Origin of the sequence: Leifsonia xyli subsp. cynodontis, assembly GCF_050632205.1 — a bacterium.
Lineage (GTDB): Bacteria > Actinomycetota > Actinomycetes > Actinomycetales > Microbacteriaceae > Leifsonia > Leifsonia xyli_D.
In genome coordinates, this window is sequence record NZ_CP192578.1 from 2,337,760 (window position 1) to 2,353,940 (window position 16,181).

Consider the following 16,181-nt stretch of genomic DNA (forward strand, 5'->3'; position numbering starts at 1 on the left):
CCCCCGGTCCGCCCGGCCGCCACGACCCGCAAGGGGAACATCGTGGTCTCGTGGATCACCTCGACCGACCACAAGACGATCGGCTACATGTACCTGATCGCCTCCGGCGTCTTCTTCGCCATCGGCGGCGTGATGGCACTGCTGATCCGGGGCCAGCTCGTCGCACCGGGGATGCACGTGCTCACGGGCGAGCAGTACAACCAGATGTTCACGATGCACGGCACGATCATGCTGCTGCTGTACGCGATGCCGTTCTTCACCGGCGCCGCGAACGTCATCGTGCCCCTGCAGATCGGCGCGCCCGACGTCGCCTTCCCCCGCCTCAACGCGTTCTCGTTCTGGTGCTTCCTCTTCGGTGGGCTCATCGCCGCGGGCGGTCTGCTCACGCCGCAGGGCGCCGCGGACTTCGGCTGGTTCGCCTATCAGCCGCTGGCGGCGGAGACGTTCTCCCCCAGCCTCGGCAACACCCTCTGGTTCGCCGGCGCGCTGCTGCTCGGGTTCGCGACGATCTTCTCGTCCGTCAACTTCATCACCACGATCATGACCCTCCGCGCGCCGGGCATGACCATGTTCCGGATGTCGATCTTCACCTGGAACACGCTGGTCACCTCGATCCTCGCGCTGATGGCGTTCCCGGTGCTCGCCGCCGCCCTGGCGGGGGCGATGGCCGACCGCGTCTTCGGCGCGCACATCTACGACGCCGCCAACGGGGGCGCCCTGCTGTGGCAGCACCTGTTCTGGTTCTGGGGGCATCCCGAGGTCTACGTGATCGTGCTGCCGTTCTTCGGCATCGTCTCCGAAGTGATCCCGGTGTTCAGCCGCAAGCCGATCTTCGGCTACAAGACGCTCGTCTACGCCACCATCTCCATCGCGGCGCTCTCCATCACGGTGTGGGCTCACCACATGTACGTGACCGGGTCGGTGCTCCTGCCCTGGTTCTCGCTGATGACCATGCTGATCGCCGTGCCGACGGGCGTGAAGATCTTCAACTGGGTCGGCACGATGTGGCGCGGGTCCCTCACCTTCGAGTCGCCCATGCTGTTCGCGCTCGGGTTCCTGATCAACTTCACCTTCGGCGGGCTGACCGGCGTGATCCTGGCCTCCCCGCCGCTCGACTTCCACCTGTCGGACACGTACTTCGTCGTCGCGCACTTCCACTACGTCCTCATCGGCGCCGTGATCTTCGCGACCTTCGCGGGCGTGTACTTCTGGTGGCCCAAGTGGACCGGCCGGATGCTGAACGAGCACCTGGCACGGTGGAACTTCTGGCTGCTGTTCATCGGCTTCCACATGACCTTCCTCATCCAGCACTGGCTCGGCGTCATCGGAATGCCACGCCGGTACGCCACCTACCTGCCGTCGGACGGCTTCACCTGGATGAACCAGCTCTCCACCCTCGGCTCCATCGTCATGGCCGCGTCCGTGCTCCCGTTCATCGCGAACATCTACCTCACCTGCCGGCACGCCCCCAAGGTCACCGTCGATGACCCCTGGGGCACCGGGCGGTCGCTGGAGTGGGCGACGTCGTGCCCGCCGCCGCGGCACAACTTCCTCCGCATCCCGCGCATCCGGTCGGAGTCGCCCGCGTTCGACCTGAACCACACGGCCGAGGCGGCGGCGAGCGCGGCAGCGAGCGGCGGAGCGCCGGGCGGAGCGCTCCGATGAGCCGCCGGCTGGCGCTCGCCCCCGACGAGGCGGACCGCATCCGCTTCCACGCCCGCACCGGCAGCCTCGACCTGGATGCGCCGGGCACGGCTGCGATCGTGGCAGCCGCCGAGCGCACCTGCGCGCACGCGGACCTCTGGGGCCGCACCGCGGCCGACCGCCGCCACTCGCTGCTGGCCACCCTCGTGATCAGCGCCGCAACGGTGATGATCACCGCCGTCTGCCTGCTGCCATGGCCGGCGTGACCGTGGCGGAGCGCGCATCCACGCCCCGGGTCTCGCGCGTGCTGGCCTGGTGGCTGATCGTCGCCGGCGTCATCGGTCTGGGCGCCGCGTTCCTGCTCACCCTCGACAAGCTCACGCAGTTGCGCGACCCGAACGCGCAACTGACGTGCAGCTTCAACGTGCTGATCGGCTGCGCGACCAACCTCGCCTCCTGGCAGGGCTCCCTGCTCGGGTTCCCCAACCCGCTGCTCGGGCTCATGGGGTGGACCGCCACCATCGCGGCCGGGGTGGCGGCCCTCGCCGCGCGGGACGGTCTGGCCCGCTGGTTCTGGCTGCTCTTCAACGCCGGCGTGGCGCTGGCCTTCGCGCTGGTCGTGTTCCTGATCACCAGCTCGCTGACCGTGCTGCACGTCCTCTGCCCGTGGTGCATGGTGACGTGGGCGATCACCATCCCGACGTTCTGGGCGGTAACGCTGAACAACCTCCGGAACGGCACCATCCCGCTGCCCGAACGGGCACGCCGGGTCTGCCGCACACTGTACGGCTGGCTGCCGCTCATCACCGTCGTCTGCTACGCGATCGTCGCCGTGTGGGCCCAGCTGGAGCTCGACTGGCTGCAACGCGCGTTCCTCTGACGGACGGCCCCATCCGTCGGACCCCGGACGTACCATGAGGGGGTGTCCACGACCGCCGAGACGACGACCCAGCGCCTGACGGCGAGGGGGCGAAGACCCGGGAGCGCATCGTCAGCGCGGCTGCAGACCTGATGTATGTCCGCGGGGTCGGCGCCACCACCCTCGACGATGTCCGCGAAGCGAGCGGTGTCAGCAAGTCGCAGCTCTATCGCCACTTCGCGAACAAGGAGGAGGTGGTGCGCGCGGTCATCGAGCTCATGGGCCGGCGCGTCATCGAGCGCGAGCAGGAGAGTCTCGGCCGGGTCTCCACCCTGTCGGGCCTCCGGCGGTGGCGCGATGCGCTCGTGCAGAACAATGCTCTGCGTCACGGCGCCTACGGCTGTGCTCTCGGATCGTTCGCCTCCGAAGTCGCCGATCAGGACGACATCGCCCGCCGAGCACTGACCGCCCTGTTCGCCGAGTGGACGGACCTGCTGGCCGGAGCGATCCGGCGGCTACAGGAGGGCGGCACCCTCCCGGCGGACGCGCCCGTCGACGAACTCGCGACCGGGCTCCTCGGAGCTCTGCAAGGCGGTTATCTGCTGGCCCAGACCGCGCGCGACGTCACCCCGATGGCCACCTCGATCGATATGGCCCTGGCGCATCTGGAGAGCCTCTCCCCTCAAGCGAGATAGGACTTTCTGGTCCTGTATGCTCCATGCCGCCCCTCCAGGACCTGAGAAATTGGACGATCTAGTCCAGTTTTTGAATTAGCATGTTCCCTAGTTCGACCAAGAGGTCGAACCTGGAACATACGGGACCGCCGTCGTGCGGTCACGGTGCGAGGAGGTCCTCATGAAGGCGATAATCGTGGCCGATCGAGCTTCCGGTGCGGCCGGCATGCAGCTCGTCGACCGGCCGGACCCGAAACCTGCCATCAATGACGTCCTCGTGGAGGTGCACGCGGCTGCGTACGTCCCCACCGAGGTCGAGTGGCCCTCCACCTGGGTCGATCGGGCGGGCCGGGACAAGTCGCCGTCCGTCCTCGGGCACGACGTCGCGGGTGTGGTGACCGCGCTCGGCTACGGCACGACAGGACTCACGATCGGACAGCGCGTGTTCGGGATCACCGACTGGCACCGCGACGGAACGCTCGCCGAGTACGTCGCGGTCGAGTCGCGCAACCTCGCGCCCCTTCCCGGCGACGTCGACTTCACGGTTGGAGCAAGTCTGCCGATCTCTGGGCTCACCGCCTGGCAGGGTCTGTTCCAGCACGGCCGCCTGCGCTCCGGCCAGACCGTCCTCGCACATGGCGCGGCGGGCGCGGTCGGCACGATGGTGACCCAGCTGGCCCGCGAAGCCGGCGCCTACGTCATCGGCACGGGCCGCACCGCCGATCGCGCGAAGGCTCTCGATTACGGCGCACACGAGTTCCTCGACCTCGAGAACGACTCACTGGAGGACGTCGGCGGTGTGGACCTCGTGTTCGACGTCATCGGGGGTGCGATCCAGGAGAAGTCGGCGCTCCTCATCCGCCCCGGCGGCACCCTCGTGACCGTCACCGGACTCGGAGCCGCGCGGCCCGCCGACGGCCTCTCCGTCGACTTCGTCGTCGAGTCCGTGCCCTCGCAGCTCAGCGAGATCGTTCAGCGCGTGCGCGACGGCCGGCTGCGTACCAACATCGACGAGATCGCCCCGCTCAGCGACGCCGTCGCCGCGCTCAACCCCGCACAGCGACGCAAAGGGAAGACCGTCATCCGCGTCCGCAGCTGAAGGCGGCCGTATCGGTTCGAAATGGCAGGTGAAGCAGCATGAGTCCTAAGAATCACAAGAAGCCGCCCCACTTCCCCGTGATGGACGGCTCTCAGCCGGCACCTCGCGAGGATCAGATCGCCGGCATCGTGCAACGAGTCTGGGCCGACTCGCGGGTCTACCACCAGGACGTGGAAACGCTGCTGCGCGAATGGCTCACCGCCGACCAGTGCGTCGTGGACGACGCGGAATTCGCGATGCTGCTCGAGAAGGCCCGAGGCGAGTTCGACCGCGTCGCGACACCGGACGAATCGGGCGCTCCCGCCTGCCCGGCACACTCGCTCGTGGAGTGCGTCTACTGGGACGTGGAACGCCTGGAGCGCTCGCGCCGGCAATGAGCGCGCCTGGGCCGACCGAGGAGTGCTGCCGCGCCGCCCGCCACCTCCGTACTGCGCGGGACGTTCGGCACTCCCGGTGCGGCCGATGCCGCCGCACCATGAGCATGTGACCGATATCGCCATCACCGAGCACACCGAGCAACCGACGGCGGTTCTCCGCGCGCGCATCCCGCTGAATGAACTGCAGGGGTTCTTCTCGCGCGCCTTCCCGGCCGCTGCGGCTGCCCTCCAGGCGCAGGGCCGCTACCCGGCGGGGCCGCCGTTCGGCAAGTACTACGGCATGCCGACGGACACGGTCGACGTCGAGGCCGGGTTCCCCGCCTCGGGCCCCATCGCCGCTGAGGGTGGGATCGTGCCGGGGACGCTCCCCGCCGGCCGCGTCGTGGAGGCCACCCACGTCGGCCCGTACGACACCATCCACGAGACGTACGCGGCGGTGCAGCGGTTCTTCGCCGACAACGGACTGACTCCCGGCGACGTGATGTGGGAGTGCTACCTGAGCGATCCGGAGCGCCAGCCCGATCCGTCCACGTGGCGCACACAGATCTGCTGGCCGGTCGCCTGACGTGCGCTGCCGGACCGCCTGCGCTACGGCGACGCGGTGACCTCGATCTGCTGATGGACCGCATCCGGGAGCGTCGAAGCGCCGCCCGCGCTCCAGCGCGCGATCGCGGAGCGGCCGCGCGTCGACCCGGTGACCACGGCAACGCGCCCGCCGGGGGCGTGCGGGCTCAGGTCACGCGATTCCGCCGCCATCCGCCACCAGAGCGGTCCCGGTGACGTACGACGACTCGTCGCTGGCGAGCCAGACCACCGCGGCGGCGATCTCGGAGGGCTCGCCCATCCGCCGCAGGGGCCGGTCGGCGGCCTCGGCGAGGAACGAACCCGTCTCCTGACCGAGCTGGCGCGCCTCGTCGCGCAGCATCCCGGTGTTCACATCGCCGGGGTTGATCGAGTTGACGCGGATGCCCTGCGGGCCGTGGTCGATCGCGAGCGCGCGCGTCATGTTGACGACCGCGCCCTTGGACGCGCAGTACGAGATCGCCTGGCCGCCGCCCTTCAGGCCCCAGCCGCTCCCCGTGTTGATGATCGATCCCGCGCCCGCTGCGGCCATCACCGGGACGACGTGCTTGCACATGAGGAACACCCCGCGCACGTTGACGCCGAACACGCGGTCCCACTCCTCGACGGTGGTCTCAACCGCCGTCGTGCGGCGGATGATCCCCGCGTTGTTGAAGGCGATGTCGATCCCTCCGAACGCCTCCACGGCCGCCGCGACGACGCTCTCCACGTCGGGCTCGGCCGAGACGTCGGCGCCGAGGGCAATCGCCTCGCCGCCCGCCGCGCGGATCTCCTGGGCGACGGCTTCGGCCGCATCCTGCTGGAGGTCGACGACGGCCACCCGCGCGCCTTCCGCCGCGAAGGCGAGCGAGGTGGCGCGGCCGATGCCGCCCGCTCCTCCGGTGACGATGGCGGACTTGCCGGCTAGACGCATGTGGATTCTCCTTCGATGGGGGCCGCAGATGCGGCAGTGACAGGGTAGAGAGTGGCGGTGGAGGGACCGGTGACCACGCGGGCGTGGCCGGCCAGCCGCCGGTCGAGCTGGGGGTCGCCGGTGTCGACCAGCAAGGGCCGGCCGGCGAGGTCGAGGAGCTTCTGCTCCGTGGCGACGACGAGAAGAGGATCGGCACCGAGCGCGGACACGACCCGCGCCGAGAGCTGCTGGTTGCCGCGGCCGAGCAGGAAGCCCTGGCCGCCGATCACGGTGACGACCGCCTGCGCAGGGCGCCCCTCCACCGCAGCCAGCGCCTGCGCCTCGGTGACGTCCCGTGCGAGGAGCCGGCCGTCCTGCACCACGTCGACGCCGAGCGGGCTGGTGAGCAGGCCGAGCGCGCGGCCGACCTCGGCCGTCGTGCCGCCGGGACCGAGCAGGTAGCGGACTCCGCGCCGCATCGCGGCGACGGCGCCGGCCGCGGCGGTCCGCACCGACTCGCGGGCGCTCGCGGGCGTCGACGCCTTACGCGCCTGGGTGCGACCGGGAGCCGCGGGAACCTGGACGAGCGCGAACAGCCGCGGATCGGGACGGCCCGCGCGCATCAGCTCCTCATCGAGGTCGAGCACCTCCGCCGTCGCCGTGGGCACGGGATGGGCGAGCCAGTCGGCGGCGGTGGCACCGGCTGCAGCGGGCCCGACGGCGAAGCAGCCGGAGTACATCTTGACGCCCGCAGGGATGCCGAGCACCGGCGCTCCCGCGGGCAGACCGCGTGCGACATCCCGGGCGGTGCCGTCGCCTCCGGCGAACAGGATGAGGGATGCGCCTGCCGAGCGAAGTGCGGCGGCCGCGCGGGCTGCGTCCTCGCCCGAGGATGCCGACGCCGGATCATGCACGACCCGGGCGACGAGGCCCGCGGCCGCCACGGCGTCCTCTCCCATCGGGCCGGCGGCGGTCAGCACCTCGGTTCCTGGACGGGCCGAGGCGAGCACACGCAACGCCTCCGCGGCGCGTTCTCCGGCACGCGGGCGGGCGCCGCGGCGCAGCGCCTCGCGCTGCACCGCGGCTCCATCGCTGCCGGCGAGGGCGGCCGGGCCGCCGATGCCCGCAACGGGGTTGACGATCAGGCCGATCGTCACGGCTGCATCCCGGTCACGCGACCGCACCCTCCAGCGCCGGAGCCTCGGTGACGCCCTCGCCGAAGTGCTTGCGCCGGTAGGCACGCCACGTCACCGCCCAACGGTCGGGATCGTCCAGGTCGTCGTGGTGGGTGTGGTGCACCGTCTGATTGTGCGGGGCGGTGCGCACGACCTCGGGGGTCTCCCGCGCCTCCCGGGCCACCTCGGCCAGCACCCGCGCGTACTCCTCGAGCTCGGCCTTCGAGTACGACTCCGTCGGCTCGAGCGTGAAGGGCTGCGGCACCACATACGGGTGGTGGCTGGTCCAGTAGTGCATGCCGAAGTCGCTCGCCCGCACGCCGATCTCCTCCGACGTGATCCCGGTCTCCTCGAACAGCTCCTGCCACGAGTAGCGCACCTGCTCGATGCGCCGGCGCCCGGCGGCATACGGAGCGCTGGCCCCGGGGATGTCGAGGACGAGCTTCATGAGGTAGTTGTTGTTGAGCACCGCCGTCTCGGCGACGGCCCGCAGACCGGGAGCGCCGAGCGCGCGGATCCAGGCGTAGGTGCGGACGATGTTCGGCACGACCCCGTAGAAAGGTGCGACCGAGCCGATGGACTGGGGACGGTCGGCGTCGATCACGAACCGGTCGCCGACCTTCTCCACGACCGGCCCCGGCAGGAACGGCGCGAGCGCCTCCGACACCGCGTTCGCACCGGACCCCGGTCCCCCGCAGCCGTGCGGGGTCCCGAACGTCTTGTGCAGGTTGAAGTGGCAGACGTCGAACCCGGCGTCGCGAGCGCGCGTGATGCCCAGGATGCCGTTGGCGTTGGCCTGATCGTAGGACGCGAGCGCTCCGACCGAGTGCGCCAGGTCGACCCACTCGCGGATGCGCGGGTTGTAGATCCCGGTGTCCTCGGGGTTGGTGACCATGATCGCGGCCGTTCGCGGCGAGAGGGCGGCACGAAGCGCATCCACATCGGGGTAGCCGTCGGCGTCCGGGAAGATCGTGATGACCTTGTAGCCCGCCATCTTGGCCGCCGCCGCGTTCGACGGGTGCGAGAAGATCGTGGTGATCACCTCGTCCCGCTTCTCGTCCTCCCCGCGCGATGCGTGGTACGCCCGGATCATGGAGATGTTCGCCCAGATCGCCTCCGACCCGCCGCCGGTCTGCAGCGAGACCCGGCTCATGCCGGAGATCTCGGCGAGCATGCGCTCGGTCCGCCAGATGATCTCGAGGGCGCCCTGCGCGGAATCCGGGTCCTGCAGCGGGTGCAGCTCGGAGAGGTCGGGCGTGCGGATGATCGCCTCGTTGACCTTGGGTGCGTACTTCATCGTGCAGGTCCCCTGACCCACGTCGATATTGAGGTCGGCGCCCAGGTTCTCCTGGCTGAGGCGGAGGTAGTGCTTCAGGACGCGCATCTGACCGATCTCCGGCAGCGCGGGCGGCTCGGCCCGGCGCAACGAGGCAGGCAGCGCGCCGACGACGTCGCCGACCGCCGAGCGCACGCCGTCCTCGGTCTGCGACGGGATGACTCCGCGCTCGCCGGGAGTGTCCAGCTCGAAGACGATGGGTTCGTCCCAGCGTGCCTGGTGGAAGCGGCGCAGGGCGGGCTTGGGCGCGATGGGGAGGCTCATCGGGCGTTCTCCTTCAGGACGGCGCCGACTGCTGCGGCGAGGTCGTCGATGTCGGTCTGGGTGTTCTGCTCGGTGACGCACACCAGCAGCCGGTCGTCGCCGAGCGCGAGACCCGGCTCGAAGCCCCGGGAGCGCAAGGCGGCCACGAGTGCGGGCGCGGTGACGGGCGCCCCTCGGAAGTCGAGGACGAACTCGCGGAGGTGGACGGCGCCGTCGGCGTCGGTCACACCGGGCAGGGCGGTCAGCGCCTGGCGGGCGTATGACGTGCGGGCCAGCAGAGTCTCGCCCAGCTCGGCCATCCCGTTCGGTCCCATCAGCGCGAGGTAGACGCCCGCGGCGATGCCCCAGAGCGCTGCGGCCGTGCCGACCCACTCCTTGCCCTCCTCGCGCACGGCGAACGACGTGCGCTCGTAGGCGACATCGCCGAAGCCGTACTCGCCCTCGACGTCGGTCGAGGCGAGCCCGAACAGACGGGACGGCATCTCCATGACCAGACGAGGGTCGTCGGCCACGGCGATGAAGCCGGCGTGGGCGCCCCCGAACCACGGGTGCAGGCCGAGCGATTGGATGTCGCCGTGCACGATGTCGGCGCCATGGTCGGCCGGGGAGGCGAGCACGCCGAGCCCGATCGGGTCGGTTCCCACGACCAGCAACGCGCCGGCGGCGTGCGCGGCGTCGGCGAGCTCGGGCAGCGCCGTCTCGAGCGCGCCGTGGTAGCTCGGCGTCTCGACCCAGACGGCTGCCGTGCCGGGCCCGACCAGCGCACGCACCGCGACGAGGTCGGCGACGGCGTCCGCCGTCGGCACGACCGTGAGGTCGGCGACGGGAAGGAGGTAGTCGCGCACCTTGGAGAGCTTGTCCGGGTGGGAGTCGCTCACGAGCAGGATGCCGCGGCGTCCGGTGATCCGGGTCGCCATGGCGAGCGACGTCGCCGCCGCCTGATAGCCGTCGTAGGTGGGGACGTTCACGACGTCGAGGTTCAGCAGCTCGCCCATCAGCGACTGGTACTGGAACAGGGCCTGGAACCGGCCGTGGTCCTCGTACGGCTCCCCGCGTACGCGGTGAGGAACTCGCTCCGGTTGATCACCTCGTCCACCACGGCCGGGACCGCGTGGTTGTAGGTGCCGGCGCCGAGGAAGAGTCGCCCCGGCTCGACCGGGCGGTTGCGCCGCAGCAGGCCGCCGACGTGCCGCACGAGGTCCTGCTCGGCGAGGAGCGGCTCCGGGAGGTCGAGGTCGCGGCCGAGCCGGAGGTCGGCCGGAACGTCGGCGTAGAACTCCTCGATGCTGGCGGCGCCGACGGCGTCGAGCATCTGCTGCCGCGACTCGGGCGCCGTGTTCGGCACGTACGGATGGACGAAGGGGTGGGTCATGCTGGCCTCTCTCGGTGGATCAGACGGACGGGTGCTCGATCACGGCGACGCCGAACGCGTCGAGCGGCAGACCATCTCCCGCGTCCGCGCCGGTGAGCAGGTCGGTGCCGCCCGGTATGCGCGGCGCGACCCGCGCATCCCGGCCGTGGTTGAGCACGAAGGTGAAGTCGGTGGACCCGTCGGTGCGCGTGACGATCTCGAGCGCGGTGTCCGGCTCACGGGCCTCCACGCCGGCGGCCGCGAACACCAGGGAGAGCACCGCGCGCATCGCCGCGTCGTCGAGACCGGCGGCCAGGTACCAGGCGGAGCCGTTGAGGTGCGCTCGGCGGGTCAGGGCGGGGAGGCCCGCCAGGTCGCCGTCGGCGAAGCGTGCGAGCACCTCGGTGCCGGGCGCCGTCTCGATCCACTCGCCCCAGACGCGGGTGGAATGCACGACGCCGCCCAGCTCGACCGTCCGCTGGGCGCCGTCGGCTAGCGGCCACCACTCGTCGACCTCCACGCCGAGGAGGTCGCGCAACGGGCCGGGCGCGCCGCCGGCGTGCACCTGCTCGCGGTGGTCGACGACGCCGGAGAAGGGCCCCACCACGAGGTGGCCTCCCCCGGCGACGAACGCCTCCATCGCCGCGGCCTGTTCCGCGGTGGTCGCATACAGGTTGGGCACGAGCACCACGCGGTGCGAGCCGAACGGTCCTGACGCGCGGGCGACGTCCACCGGCTGGCCGAGCGCGAAGGCCGCAGCGTGCCAGGCGCGGGCCTCGGTCAGCCAGTCCAGCCGCTGCGACGGCATCGACTCCGTCTGGGTCACGCCCCACCATGCGTCCCAGTCGGCCACGAGCGCGACGGAGGAGCGCACGCGAGTGCCGCGCACGGGCTCCAGCTTCTTGAGCTCCGCGCCGAGGGCCTTCGACTCCCGGTAGCTGCGGCTCCGCTCTCCGCGGTGGCCGAGCATCGCCGAGTGGAACTTCTCGGGCCCGAACTTCGCCTGCCGCCACTGGAAGAACATCACGCCGTCCGACCCGTGCGCGACGGCCTGAAGGCTGCCGAGCCGCAGCTGGCCCGGCGCCTTCGGGACGTTGACGTCGCGCCAGCTCACGGCGCTCGGCGCCTGCTCCAGCAGCAGCCACGGACGGCCGTCCTTGAGGCTGCGCATGAGCCCGTAGTTGAGGGCGGCGCCGACATGGGCGTGCGGGTCGGCGGGGTCGGGATACGCGTCATCGGTCACCAGGTCCTCCGCGGCGGCGAAGTCCCAGTAGTCGAGCTCGCGGAACAGGCTCATGAAGTTGGTGGTCACCGCGATCTCCGGCGTCACCTCGCGCAGCACCTCGACCTCTGCGGTGAAGAGCTCGAGCAGGGCGTCCGACGAGAACCGCTCGAAGTCGACGACCTGCGCCGGGTTGATCGGCCCGGTCGCGGTGCGCGGCGGCTCGATCTGGTCGAAGCTCAGGTAGTTCTGGCCCCAGCAGCTGGTTCCCCACGCCTCGTTGAGGCCGGCGATGTCGCCGTAACGGGCCTCCAGCCAGCGGCGGAAGTGCCGCGCGGACTCCGGGCACCAGCACCGGGCGACGTGGTCGCCGTACTCGTTCGAGACGTGCCAGAGCGCGAGCGCCGGATGCTCGCCGTACCGCTCGGCGAGGGCGCGGGTGAGCCGCAGGGCAGCCTCCCGGAAGACCGGCGAGCTGGGGCAGTACGACTGCCGCGATCCGAACTCCAGGCGCACGCCGTCGGCGTTCCACGGCAGCACCTCGGGGTGCTCGCGCACCAGCCACGCAGGAGGCGTCGCGGTGGCCGTCGCCAGGTCGACGGCGATGCCTTCGGACCACAGCAGGTCGATGATGCGGTCGAGGCCGGCGAAGTCCCAGCGGCCGGGCTCGGGCTCCAGCAGCGGCCAGGAGAAGACGGGGAGCGTGACGATGTTGACGCCCGCGTCGACCATCAGGCGCACGTCCTCCGCCCAGACCTCCTCCGGCCACTGGTCGGGGTTGTAGTCACCGCCGTAGGCGAGCGCGTCGAGCCGGATGCTGCGGGGCGCGGGGATCGTCATCGGTCTCCTTGAGTTCGTCTTCCGTCGACTGTATTATGTATTCAGATGCTATTTGCCATTCGGCAACGGCGTCAAGCCATAGGCTGACGTCACACCTCAGCGGAAGGAGCCACATGGCGATCGAGCGCAAGAATCTGCGTTCCCAGGTCCGCGAGGAGTTGCTGGCGAGAATGCGCTCCGGAGCGGTCCGCCCCGGGGAGAGCATCAACGAGGTGCAGCTCTCGGCCGAGCTCGGCGTCTCGCGCACCCCGTTGCGAGAGGCCCTCATCGCCCTCGAGAGCGAGGGCCAGATCGAGAGCGAGAACGGCAAGGGCTTCCGCTTCGTGCCGCTGAGCGCGCGCGAGTTCGAAGAGCTCTGCCCGATCATCGTCACCCTCGAAGGCCTCGCGCTCGACCTGTCCCCCGCCGACGAGCTGGCCGCCCTCGGCGAGCGCCTCGGCGCCCTCGCCGCGGCGTTCTCGGACGATGTCGCCGAGCACGCCGTCGTCAACCGCAAGGACGACGAGTGGCACAACCTCATGCTGAGCGCCTGCCCCAACGAGCGACTGCTGGAGCAGATCGCCCAGGTCCGGAGCGCGATCCATCGGTACGAGTCGCTGCTGGTCGGCGACGACGTGCTGGTCGAGCGGTCCGCGGAGGAGCACGCGGCGATCGCGCAGCACCTCGTCGAGGGGGATGTGCCGGCCGCCAAGGCCGCCCTCGCCGAGAACTGGAGCAACGGGATGCGCCGCCTCCTCGCCGACGCCGGTATCAAGTGGGAACGCCTGTCCTGACGGCGCCTGCGGGTCCGCTCCGGCTCATCCCTTGACCGCACCGCCCAGCAGCCCGGCGACGAACTGCTTCTGGAAGAGCAGGAAGATCACCAGCAGAGGCAGCGTCGCGAGCAGCGACCCCAGCATCAGGCCCGAGTAGTCCACGCGCGAGAGCCCGATCATCGTGTTGAGCGCGACGGGGACGGTGTACTTGTCCTCCGTGTTGAGCATGAGCAGCGGCCAGATGAACGCATTCCACTGGCTCACGAACGTGTAGATCACGAGCGCGGCGAGCTGCGGCCGGGCGATGGGGAGCACGACCCGGTAGAACGTGCGCAGCTCCCCGCCCCGTCGATCCTCGCCGCCTCCACGATGGTGTCCGGGAAGTCCAGGAAGGCCTGGCGCATCAGGAAGATGCCGAACGCGTTCGCCAGGAACGGCAGGATGACCGCCTGGTAGGTGTCGATCCAGCCGACGCTCGCCATCATCTGGAACAGCGGCACCAGGAGCACCTGCATCGGGATCATCATCGTGCCGAGCACGACGGCCAGCAGCACGCCGCGTCCGCGGAAGCGGAACTTTGCCAGCCCGTATCCGGCGAGCACGCTGACCGCCGAGCTGAAGACCGTGTAGATCACCGCGATCAACAGGCTGTTGAGCATCACCTGACCGAACCCGGTCTGCTCCTGCAACCGTGCCAGATTCGTCCACAGCTCGCCGCCGGGGAGGATGGGCAGCGGCCGCGCGAAGAGCTCGGCGGTGGTGTGAGTGGACGCGGTCAGCATCCACAGGAACGGCACGACGCTGAGCAGCGCGCCGACGGTCAGCAGGACGTACGCAGGGGTGTGGCGGAGCGCGCGGATCACTTCTTCTCCCGGAGCAGGCGGAACTGGATGATCGAGACGATCCCGGTGATCACGACGAGCAGCCAGGCGATGGCCGAGGCGTATCCGGGGTCGAACTGCTGGAAGCCCACCTTGTAGAGGTAGAGCACCGGCGTCAGGGTCGCGTTGTTGGGACCCCCGCCGGTCAGGATGACGTTCTCGTCGAACAGCTGCAGCGCGCCGATGGTCGAGGTGACGGTCGTGAAGACGATCGCCGGCCGGAGTTGCGGGACCACGACGTGGGCGAAGGTCGCCCAGCGCCCTGCGCCGTCGATCCGTGCCGCCTCGTACTGCTCGGCGGGGATGCTCTGCAGCCCTGCGAGCAGGATGACCATGTTGTACCCGGTCCAGCGCCAGGTGATGGATGCGATGAGCGCGACGCGCGCCCAGAGCTCGCTGTCCAGCCAGTCCACGGGGGCGATGCCCGCCCATCCCAGCAGCTGGTTCACTGCGCCGCCGTCGGTCGTCAGCAGCACGCGGAACACCACCGAGTACGCCACGAGGGTGGTCACCGCTGGGAGGAAGTACAGCAGCCGGAACCCGGAGCGGAACCGCAGCCAGGTCTGGTTGAGCACGTAGGCGAGCACGAGCGCCGTCCCGATCATCAGCGGCACCTGGACGATCAGGATGAGGAAGGCGTTGCCGAGGCTGGTCGCGACGAGCGGGTCCTCGAGCAGCCGTGCGTACTGGTCGAGGCCGACCCAGCGCAGCTCGCCTCCCTGGGTGCTGAAGAAGCTCTGCCACAGCGAGATCGCCAGCGGGTACGCGAAGAAGACGATGAACAGCACGGCGGCGGGCAGGACGAACCACACGCCCGGCCGCCGGAGCCTGCGCTCCAGCGACCGGGTCCGGGAGGCGTCCGCCGTCCGCCGCCGTGCGGCGGTGTCGACGGCGACCATGCTCAGTCGGCGATCGTACGGCCGGTGGCCGTGGCGATCTGCTGGGCCGCATCCTTCAGCGCCGCCGCCGGGTCCTTGCCGCCGAGCACGGAGGCGGCCACGGCGGCGCCCACGATGTCGGTCGCCTTGGCATTGTCGGACGTGTAGGCGATCGACGGGATCTTCGCGGTCTGCTCGGCGAAGAGCGAGTACACCTTCTGACCGCCGAAGTAGGGGTCGGGCTGGGCGAAGAACGGATCCTTCAGCGCGGGGAGATAGGCCGGGAAGAGCCCGTCCTTCTTCATCATCGACACCTGATTCTGCGTGTCGGCGAGCGCGAAGGCGACGAAGGATGCGGCAAGCTGCGGGTTCTTCGACTGTGCGGGGACGGCCAGCCCCGAGCCGCCGCTGTTGGAGGTGCGCGCACCGCCCGCCGAGAAGGCGGGCAGCTCGGTCACACCGTACTTCCCGCTCAGTTCGGCCGCCTCGCCGGTGAGGGTCGCGATCCACCAGACCGCCTCCGGAGTGACCGCCGAGTCGCCGTTCTTCGCGCTCGTCACGCGCGCATCCCATCCCTTGACGTTCTTCAGCAGCCCCTTGTCGTTCAGCTCCTTCTCGAGGCGGAGGGCCGCGACGGCCTCCGCCGAGGCGACGGTGATGTCGCCCTTCTCGTCGAAGAGGCCTTTCCCCTGCTGCTGCAGGAGCATCTGGAACAGGCCGCCGGTGGAGACGTCCGTGGTGATCAGCGTGTGCCCGGTCGTGGACTTGATGCGCTCGCCCGCCGTCACCAGGTCATCCCAGGTGCCGAGGTCGGCAGGGGTGACGCCGGCCTGCTCGAGGTAGTCGGACCGGTAGAACAGCCCGACCGTGCCCGAGTCCCAGGGCACCGCGCGGATCGCGCCCGACTTGTCGGTGGACGCCGTCCACTTCGACGGATCGAAGTCCGCCTTCTTCGTCCCGACCACGGGCGTCAGGTCGACGAACCCCTTGGGGAACTGGCTGAGGTATCCGGGCGTGTGATCCGTCTCCATGGTGACGACGTCGGGCAGCCCGGTGCCGGCCTGGAGCCCGACGGACAGCTTGTCGTAGGCGTTGTCGTAACCCACGTCGACGACCTTCACCGTCGTCCCGGGGTGGCTCGACTGGTACTCGCCGGCGAGACGCTTCAGGGCGGTGGCCGCGGCATCCCACGACCACACCGTGATACTGCCGGCCGGCGTGGCGGAGGGGTCGAGCGTCGCGGGGCCGCCTCCGGCGGTTCCCGACATGGCGCACCCGGTGAGGGCGAGCAGGGCGGCGGTCAGGGGCGCGACGATGCGCAGGCGTTTCATGTGACTCCTTCGTCGATGGAA

General features: G+C 70.3%; 18 protein-coding genes. 8 read left to right on the forward strand and 10 right to left on the reverse strand.

The genetic code is table 11. The features are described 5' to 3' along the window. Positions 1-87: 87 nt before the first annotated feature. From ctaD to ACQ86M_RS11620, 7 genes are all read left to right on the forward strand, one after another. Positions 88-1,665: an aa3-type cytochrome oxidase subunit I gene (gene ctaD, locus ACQ86M_RS11590; protein WP_431247881.1), complete on the forward strand. Its 1,578-nt coding sequence runs from the start codon at positions 88-90 to the stop codon at positions 1,663-1,665. After that, positions 1,662-1,910, forward strand: coding sequence for a hypothetical protein (locus ACQ86M_RS11595; protein ID WP_431245550.1), 249 nt, complete (start codon positions 1,662-1,664; stop codon positions 1,908-1,910). Before ctaD ends, ACQ86M_RS11595 begins: the two co-directional genes overlap by 4 nt. Next, positions 1,898-2,524, forward strand: a complete 627-nt coding sequence (locus ACQ86M_RS11600) for a vitamin K epoxide reductase family protein (protein ID WP_431245551.1) — start codon at positions 1,898-1,900, stop codon at positions 2,522-2,524. The genes ACQ86M_RS11595 and ACQ86M_RS11600 overlap by 13 nt, the downstream gene beginning before the upstream one ends. A gap of 131 nt (positions 2,525-2,655) precedes the next feature. After that, complete coding sequence (locus tag ACQ86M_RS11605; RefSeq protein WP_431245552.1) at positions 2,656-3,198, forward strand: TetR/AcrR family transcriptional regulator; 543 nt, start codon at positions 2,656-2,658, stop codon at positions 3,196-3,198. Positions 3,199-3,373: 175 nt separating this feature from the next. Next, on the forward strand, positions 3,374-4,276 hold the full coding sequence (locus ACQ86M_RS11610) for an NADP-dependent oxidoreductase (RefSeq protein ID WP_431245553.1): 903 nt from the start codon (positions 3,374-3,376) through the stop codon (positions 4,274-4,276). A gap of 170 nt (positions 4,277-4,446) precedes the next feature. Continuing rightward, complete coding sequence (locus tag ACQ86M_RS11615; protein WP_431245554.1) at positions 4,447-4,653, forward strand: hypothetical protein; 207 nt, start codon at positions 4,447-4,449, stop codon at positions 4,651-4,653. Between the two features lie 106 nt (positions 4,654-4,759). Further along, positions 4,760-5,218, forward strand: a complete 459-nt coding sequence (locus tag ACQ86M_RS11620; RefSeq protein WP_431245555.1) for a GyrI-like domain-containing protein — start codon at positions 4,760-4,762, stop codon at positions 5,216-5,218. A 171-nt stretch (positions 5,219-5,389) separates the two neighbouring features. On the opposite strand, the gene ACQ86M_RS11625 is transcribed toward ACQ86M_RS11620, so the two are convergent. Genes ACQ86M_RS11625 through ACQ86M_RS11650 form a run of 6 tightly spaced genes read right to left on the reverse strand, consistent with a single transcriptional unit; the run spans position 5,390 to position 12,315 of the window. Beyond that, positions 5,390-6,148 carry an SDR family NAD(P)-dependent oxidoreductase gene (locus ACQ86M_RS11625; RefSeq protein WP_431245556.1) on the reverse strand — a complete coding sequence of 253 codons (759 nt, stop codon included), beginning with the start codon at positions 6,146-6,148 and terminating at the stop codon, positions 5,390-5,392. Beyond that, positions 6,139-7,284 (reverse strand): ATP-NAD kinase family protein, encoded by a 1,146-nt coding sequence (locus ACQ86M_RS11630; protein ID WP_431245557.1) that lies wholly within the window; start codon positions 7,282-7,284, stop codon positions 6,139-6,141. Before ACQ86M_RS11630 ends, ACQ86M_RS11625 begins: the two co-directional genes overlap by 10 nt. Positions 7,285-7,297: 13 nt before the next feature. Beyond that, the gene (gene gcvPB, locus ACQ86M_RS11635) at positions 7,298-8,902 is read right to left on the reverse strand and encodes an aminomethyl-transferring glycine dehydrogenase subunit GcvPB (RefSeq protein ID WP_431245558.1); all 1,605 of its coding nucleotides are present in this window, start codon (positions 8,900-8,902) and stop codon (positions 7,298-7,300) included. Further along, positions 8,899-9,897, reverse strand: a complete 999-nt coding sequence (locus ACQ86M_RS11640) for an aminomethyl-transferring glycine dehydrogenase subunit GcvPA (RefSeq protein WP_431245559.1) — start codon at positions 9,895-9,897, stop codon at positions 8,899-8,901. Before ACQ86M_RS11640 ends, gcvPB begins: the two co-directional genes overlap by 4 nt. Further along, positions 9,897-10,274: a hypothetical protein gene (locus ACQ86M_RS11645; RefSeq protein ID WP_431245560.1), complete on the reverse strand. Its 378-nt coding sequence runs from the start codon at positions 10,272-10,274 to the stop codon at positions 9,897-9,899. Before ACQ86M_RS11645 ends, ACQ86M_RS11640 begins: the two co-directional genes overlap by 1 nt. A 19-nt stretch (positions 10,275-10,293) precedes the next feature. Beyond that, a complete protein-coding gene (locus ACQ86M_RS11650; protein WP_431245561.1) occupies positions 10,294-12,315 on the reverse strand; it encodes a beta-galactosidase in 2,022 nt (673 codons plus the stop codon). A 113-nt stretch (positions 12,316-12,428) separates the two neighbouring features. Between ACQ86M_RS11650 and ACQ86M_RS11655 the strand changes: the two genes are divergently transcribed. Continuing rightward, complete coding sequence (locus ACQ86M_RS11655) at positions 12,429-13,088, forward strand: GntR family transcriptional regulator (RefSeq protein WP_431245562.1); 660 nt, start codon at positions 12,429-12,431, stop codon at positions 13,086-13,088. Positions 13,089-13,112: 24 nt separating this feature from the next. On the opposite strand, the gene ACQ86M_RS11660 is transcribed toward ACQ86M_RS11655, so the two are convergent. From ACQ86M_RS11660 to ACQ86M_RS11675, 4 genes are read right to left on the reverse strand one after another with little or no spacing between them, the layout of a single operon-like run. Further along, positions 13,113-13,385, reverse strand: a complete 273-nt coding sequence (locus tag ACQ86M_RS11660; RefSeq protein WP_431245563.1) for a hypothetical protein — start codon at positions 13,383-13,385, stop codon at positions 13,113-13,115. Next, entirely contained in the window at positions 13,346-13,933 is a 588-nt protein-coding gene (locus ACQ86M_RS11665; RefSeq protein ID WP_431245564.1) for a carbohydrate ABC transporter permease, read from the reverse strand. The genes ACQ86M_RS11660 and ACQ86M_RS11665 overlap by 40 nt, the downstream gene beginning before the upstream one ends. Next, on the reverse strand, positions 13,930-14,850 hold the full coding sequence (locus tag ACQ86M_RS11670; protein WP_431245565.1) for a carbohydrate ABC transporter permease: 921 nt from the start codon (positions 14,848-14,850) through the stop codon (positions 13,930-13,932). The genes ACQ86M_RS11665 and ACQ86M_RS11670 overlap by 4 nt, the downstream gene beginning before the upstream one ends. A 2-nt stretch (positions 14,851-14,852) precedes the next feature. Next, positions 14,853-16,160 carry an ABC transporter substrate-binding protein gene (locus ACQ86M_RS11675; protein WP_431245566.1) on the reverse strand — a complete coding sequence of 436 codons (1,308 nt, stop codon included), beginning with the start codon at positions 16,158-16,160 and terminating at the stop codon, positions 14,853-14,855. Positions 16,161-16,181: the final 21 nt, after the last annotated feature.

Excerpts from the sequence above, each read along its gene's own strand:
- ctaD (WP_431247881.1), top strand. The coding sequence starts at position 88 with ATGTACCTGATCGCCTCCGGCGTCTTCTTCGCCATCGGCGGCGTGATG.
- ACQ86M_RS11595 (WP_431245550.1), top strand. The coding sequence starts at position 1,662 with ATGAGCCGCCGGCTGGCGCTCGCCCCCGACGAGGCGGACCGCATCCGC.
- ACQ86M_RS11600 (WP_431245551.1), top strand. The coding sequence starts at position 1,898 with ATGGCCGGCGTGACCGTGGCGGAGCGCGCATCCACGCCCCGGGTCTCG.
- ACQ86M_RS11605 (WP_431245552.1), top strand. The coding sequence starts at position 2,656 with ATGTATGTCCGCGGGGTCGGCGCCACCACCCTCGACGATGTCCGCGAA.
- ACQ86M_RS11625 (WP_431245556.1), bottom strand. The coding sequence starts at position 6,148 with ATGCGTCTAGCCGGCAAGTCCGCCATCGTCACCGGAGGAGCGGGCGGC.
- gcvPB (WP_431245558.1), bottom strand. The coding sequence starts at position 8,902 with ATGAGCCTCCCCATCGCGCCCAAGCCCGCCCTGCGCCGCTTCCACCAG.
- ACQ86M_RS11640 (WP_431245559.1), bottom strand. The coding sequence starts at position 9,897 with ATGGGCGAGCTGCTGAACCTCGACGTCGTGAACGTCCCCACCTACGAC.
- ACQ86M_RS11645 (WP_431245560.1), bottom strand. The coding sequence starts at position 10,274 with ATGACCCACCCCTTCGTCCATCCGTACGTGCCGAACACGGCGCCCGAG.
- ACQ86M_RS11650 (WP_431245561.1), bottom strand. The coding sequence starts at position 12,315 with ATGACGATCCCCGCGCCCCGCAGCATCCGGCTCGACGCGCTCGCCTAC.
- ACQ86M_RS11655 (WP_431245562.1), top strand. The coding sequence starts at position 12,429 with ATGGCGATCGAGCGCAAGAATCTGCGTTCCCAGGTCCGCGAGGAGTTG.
- ACQ86M_RS11670 (WP_431245565.1), bottom strand. The coding sequence starts at position 14,850 with ATGGTCGCCGTCGACACCGCCGCACGGCGGCGGACGGCGGACGCCTCC.
- ACQ86M_RS11675 (WP_431245566.1), bottom strand. The coding sequence starts at position 16,160 with ATGAAACGCCTGCGCATCGTCGCGCCCCTGACCGCCGCCCTGCTCGCC.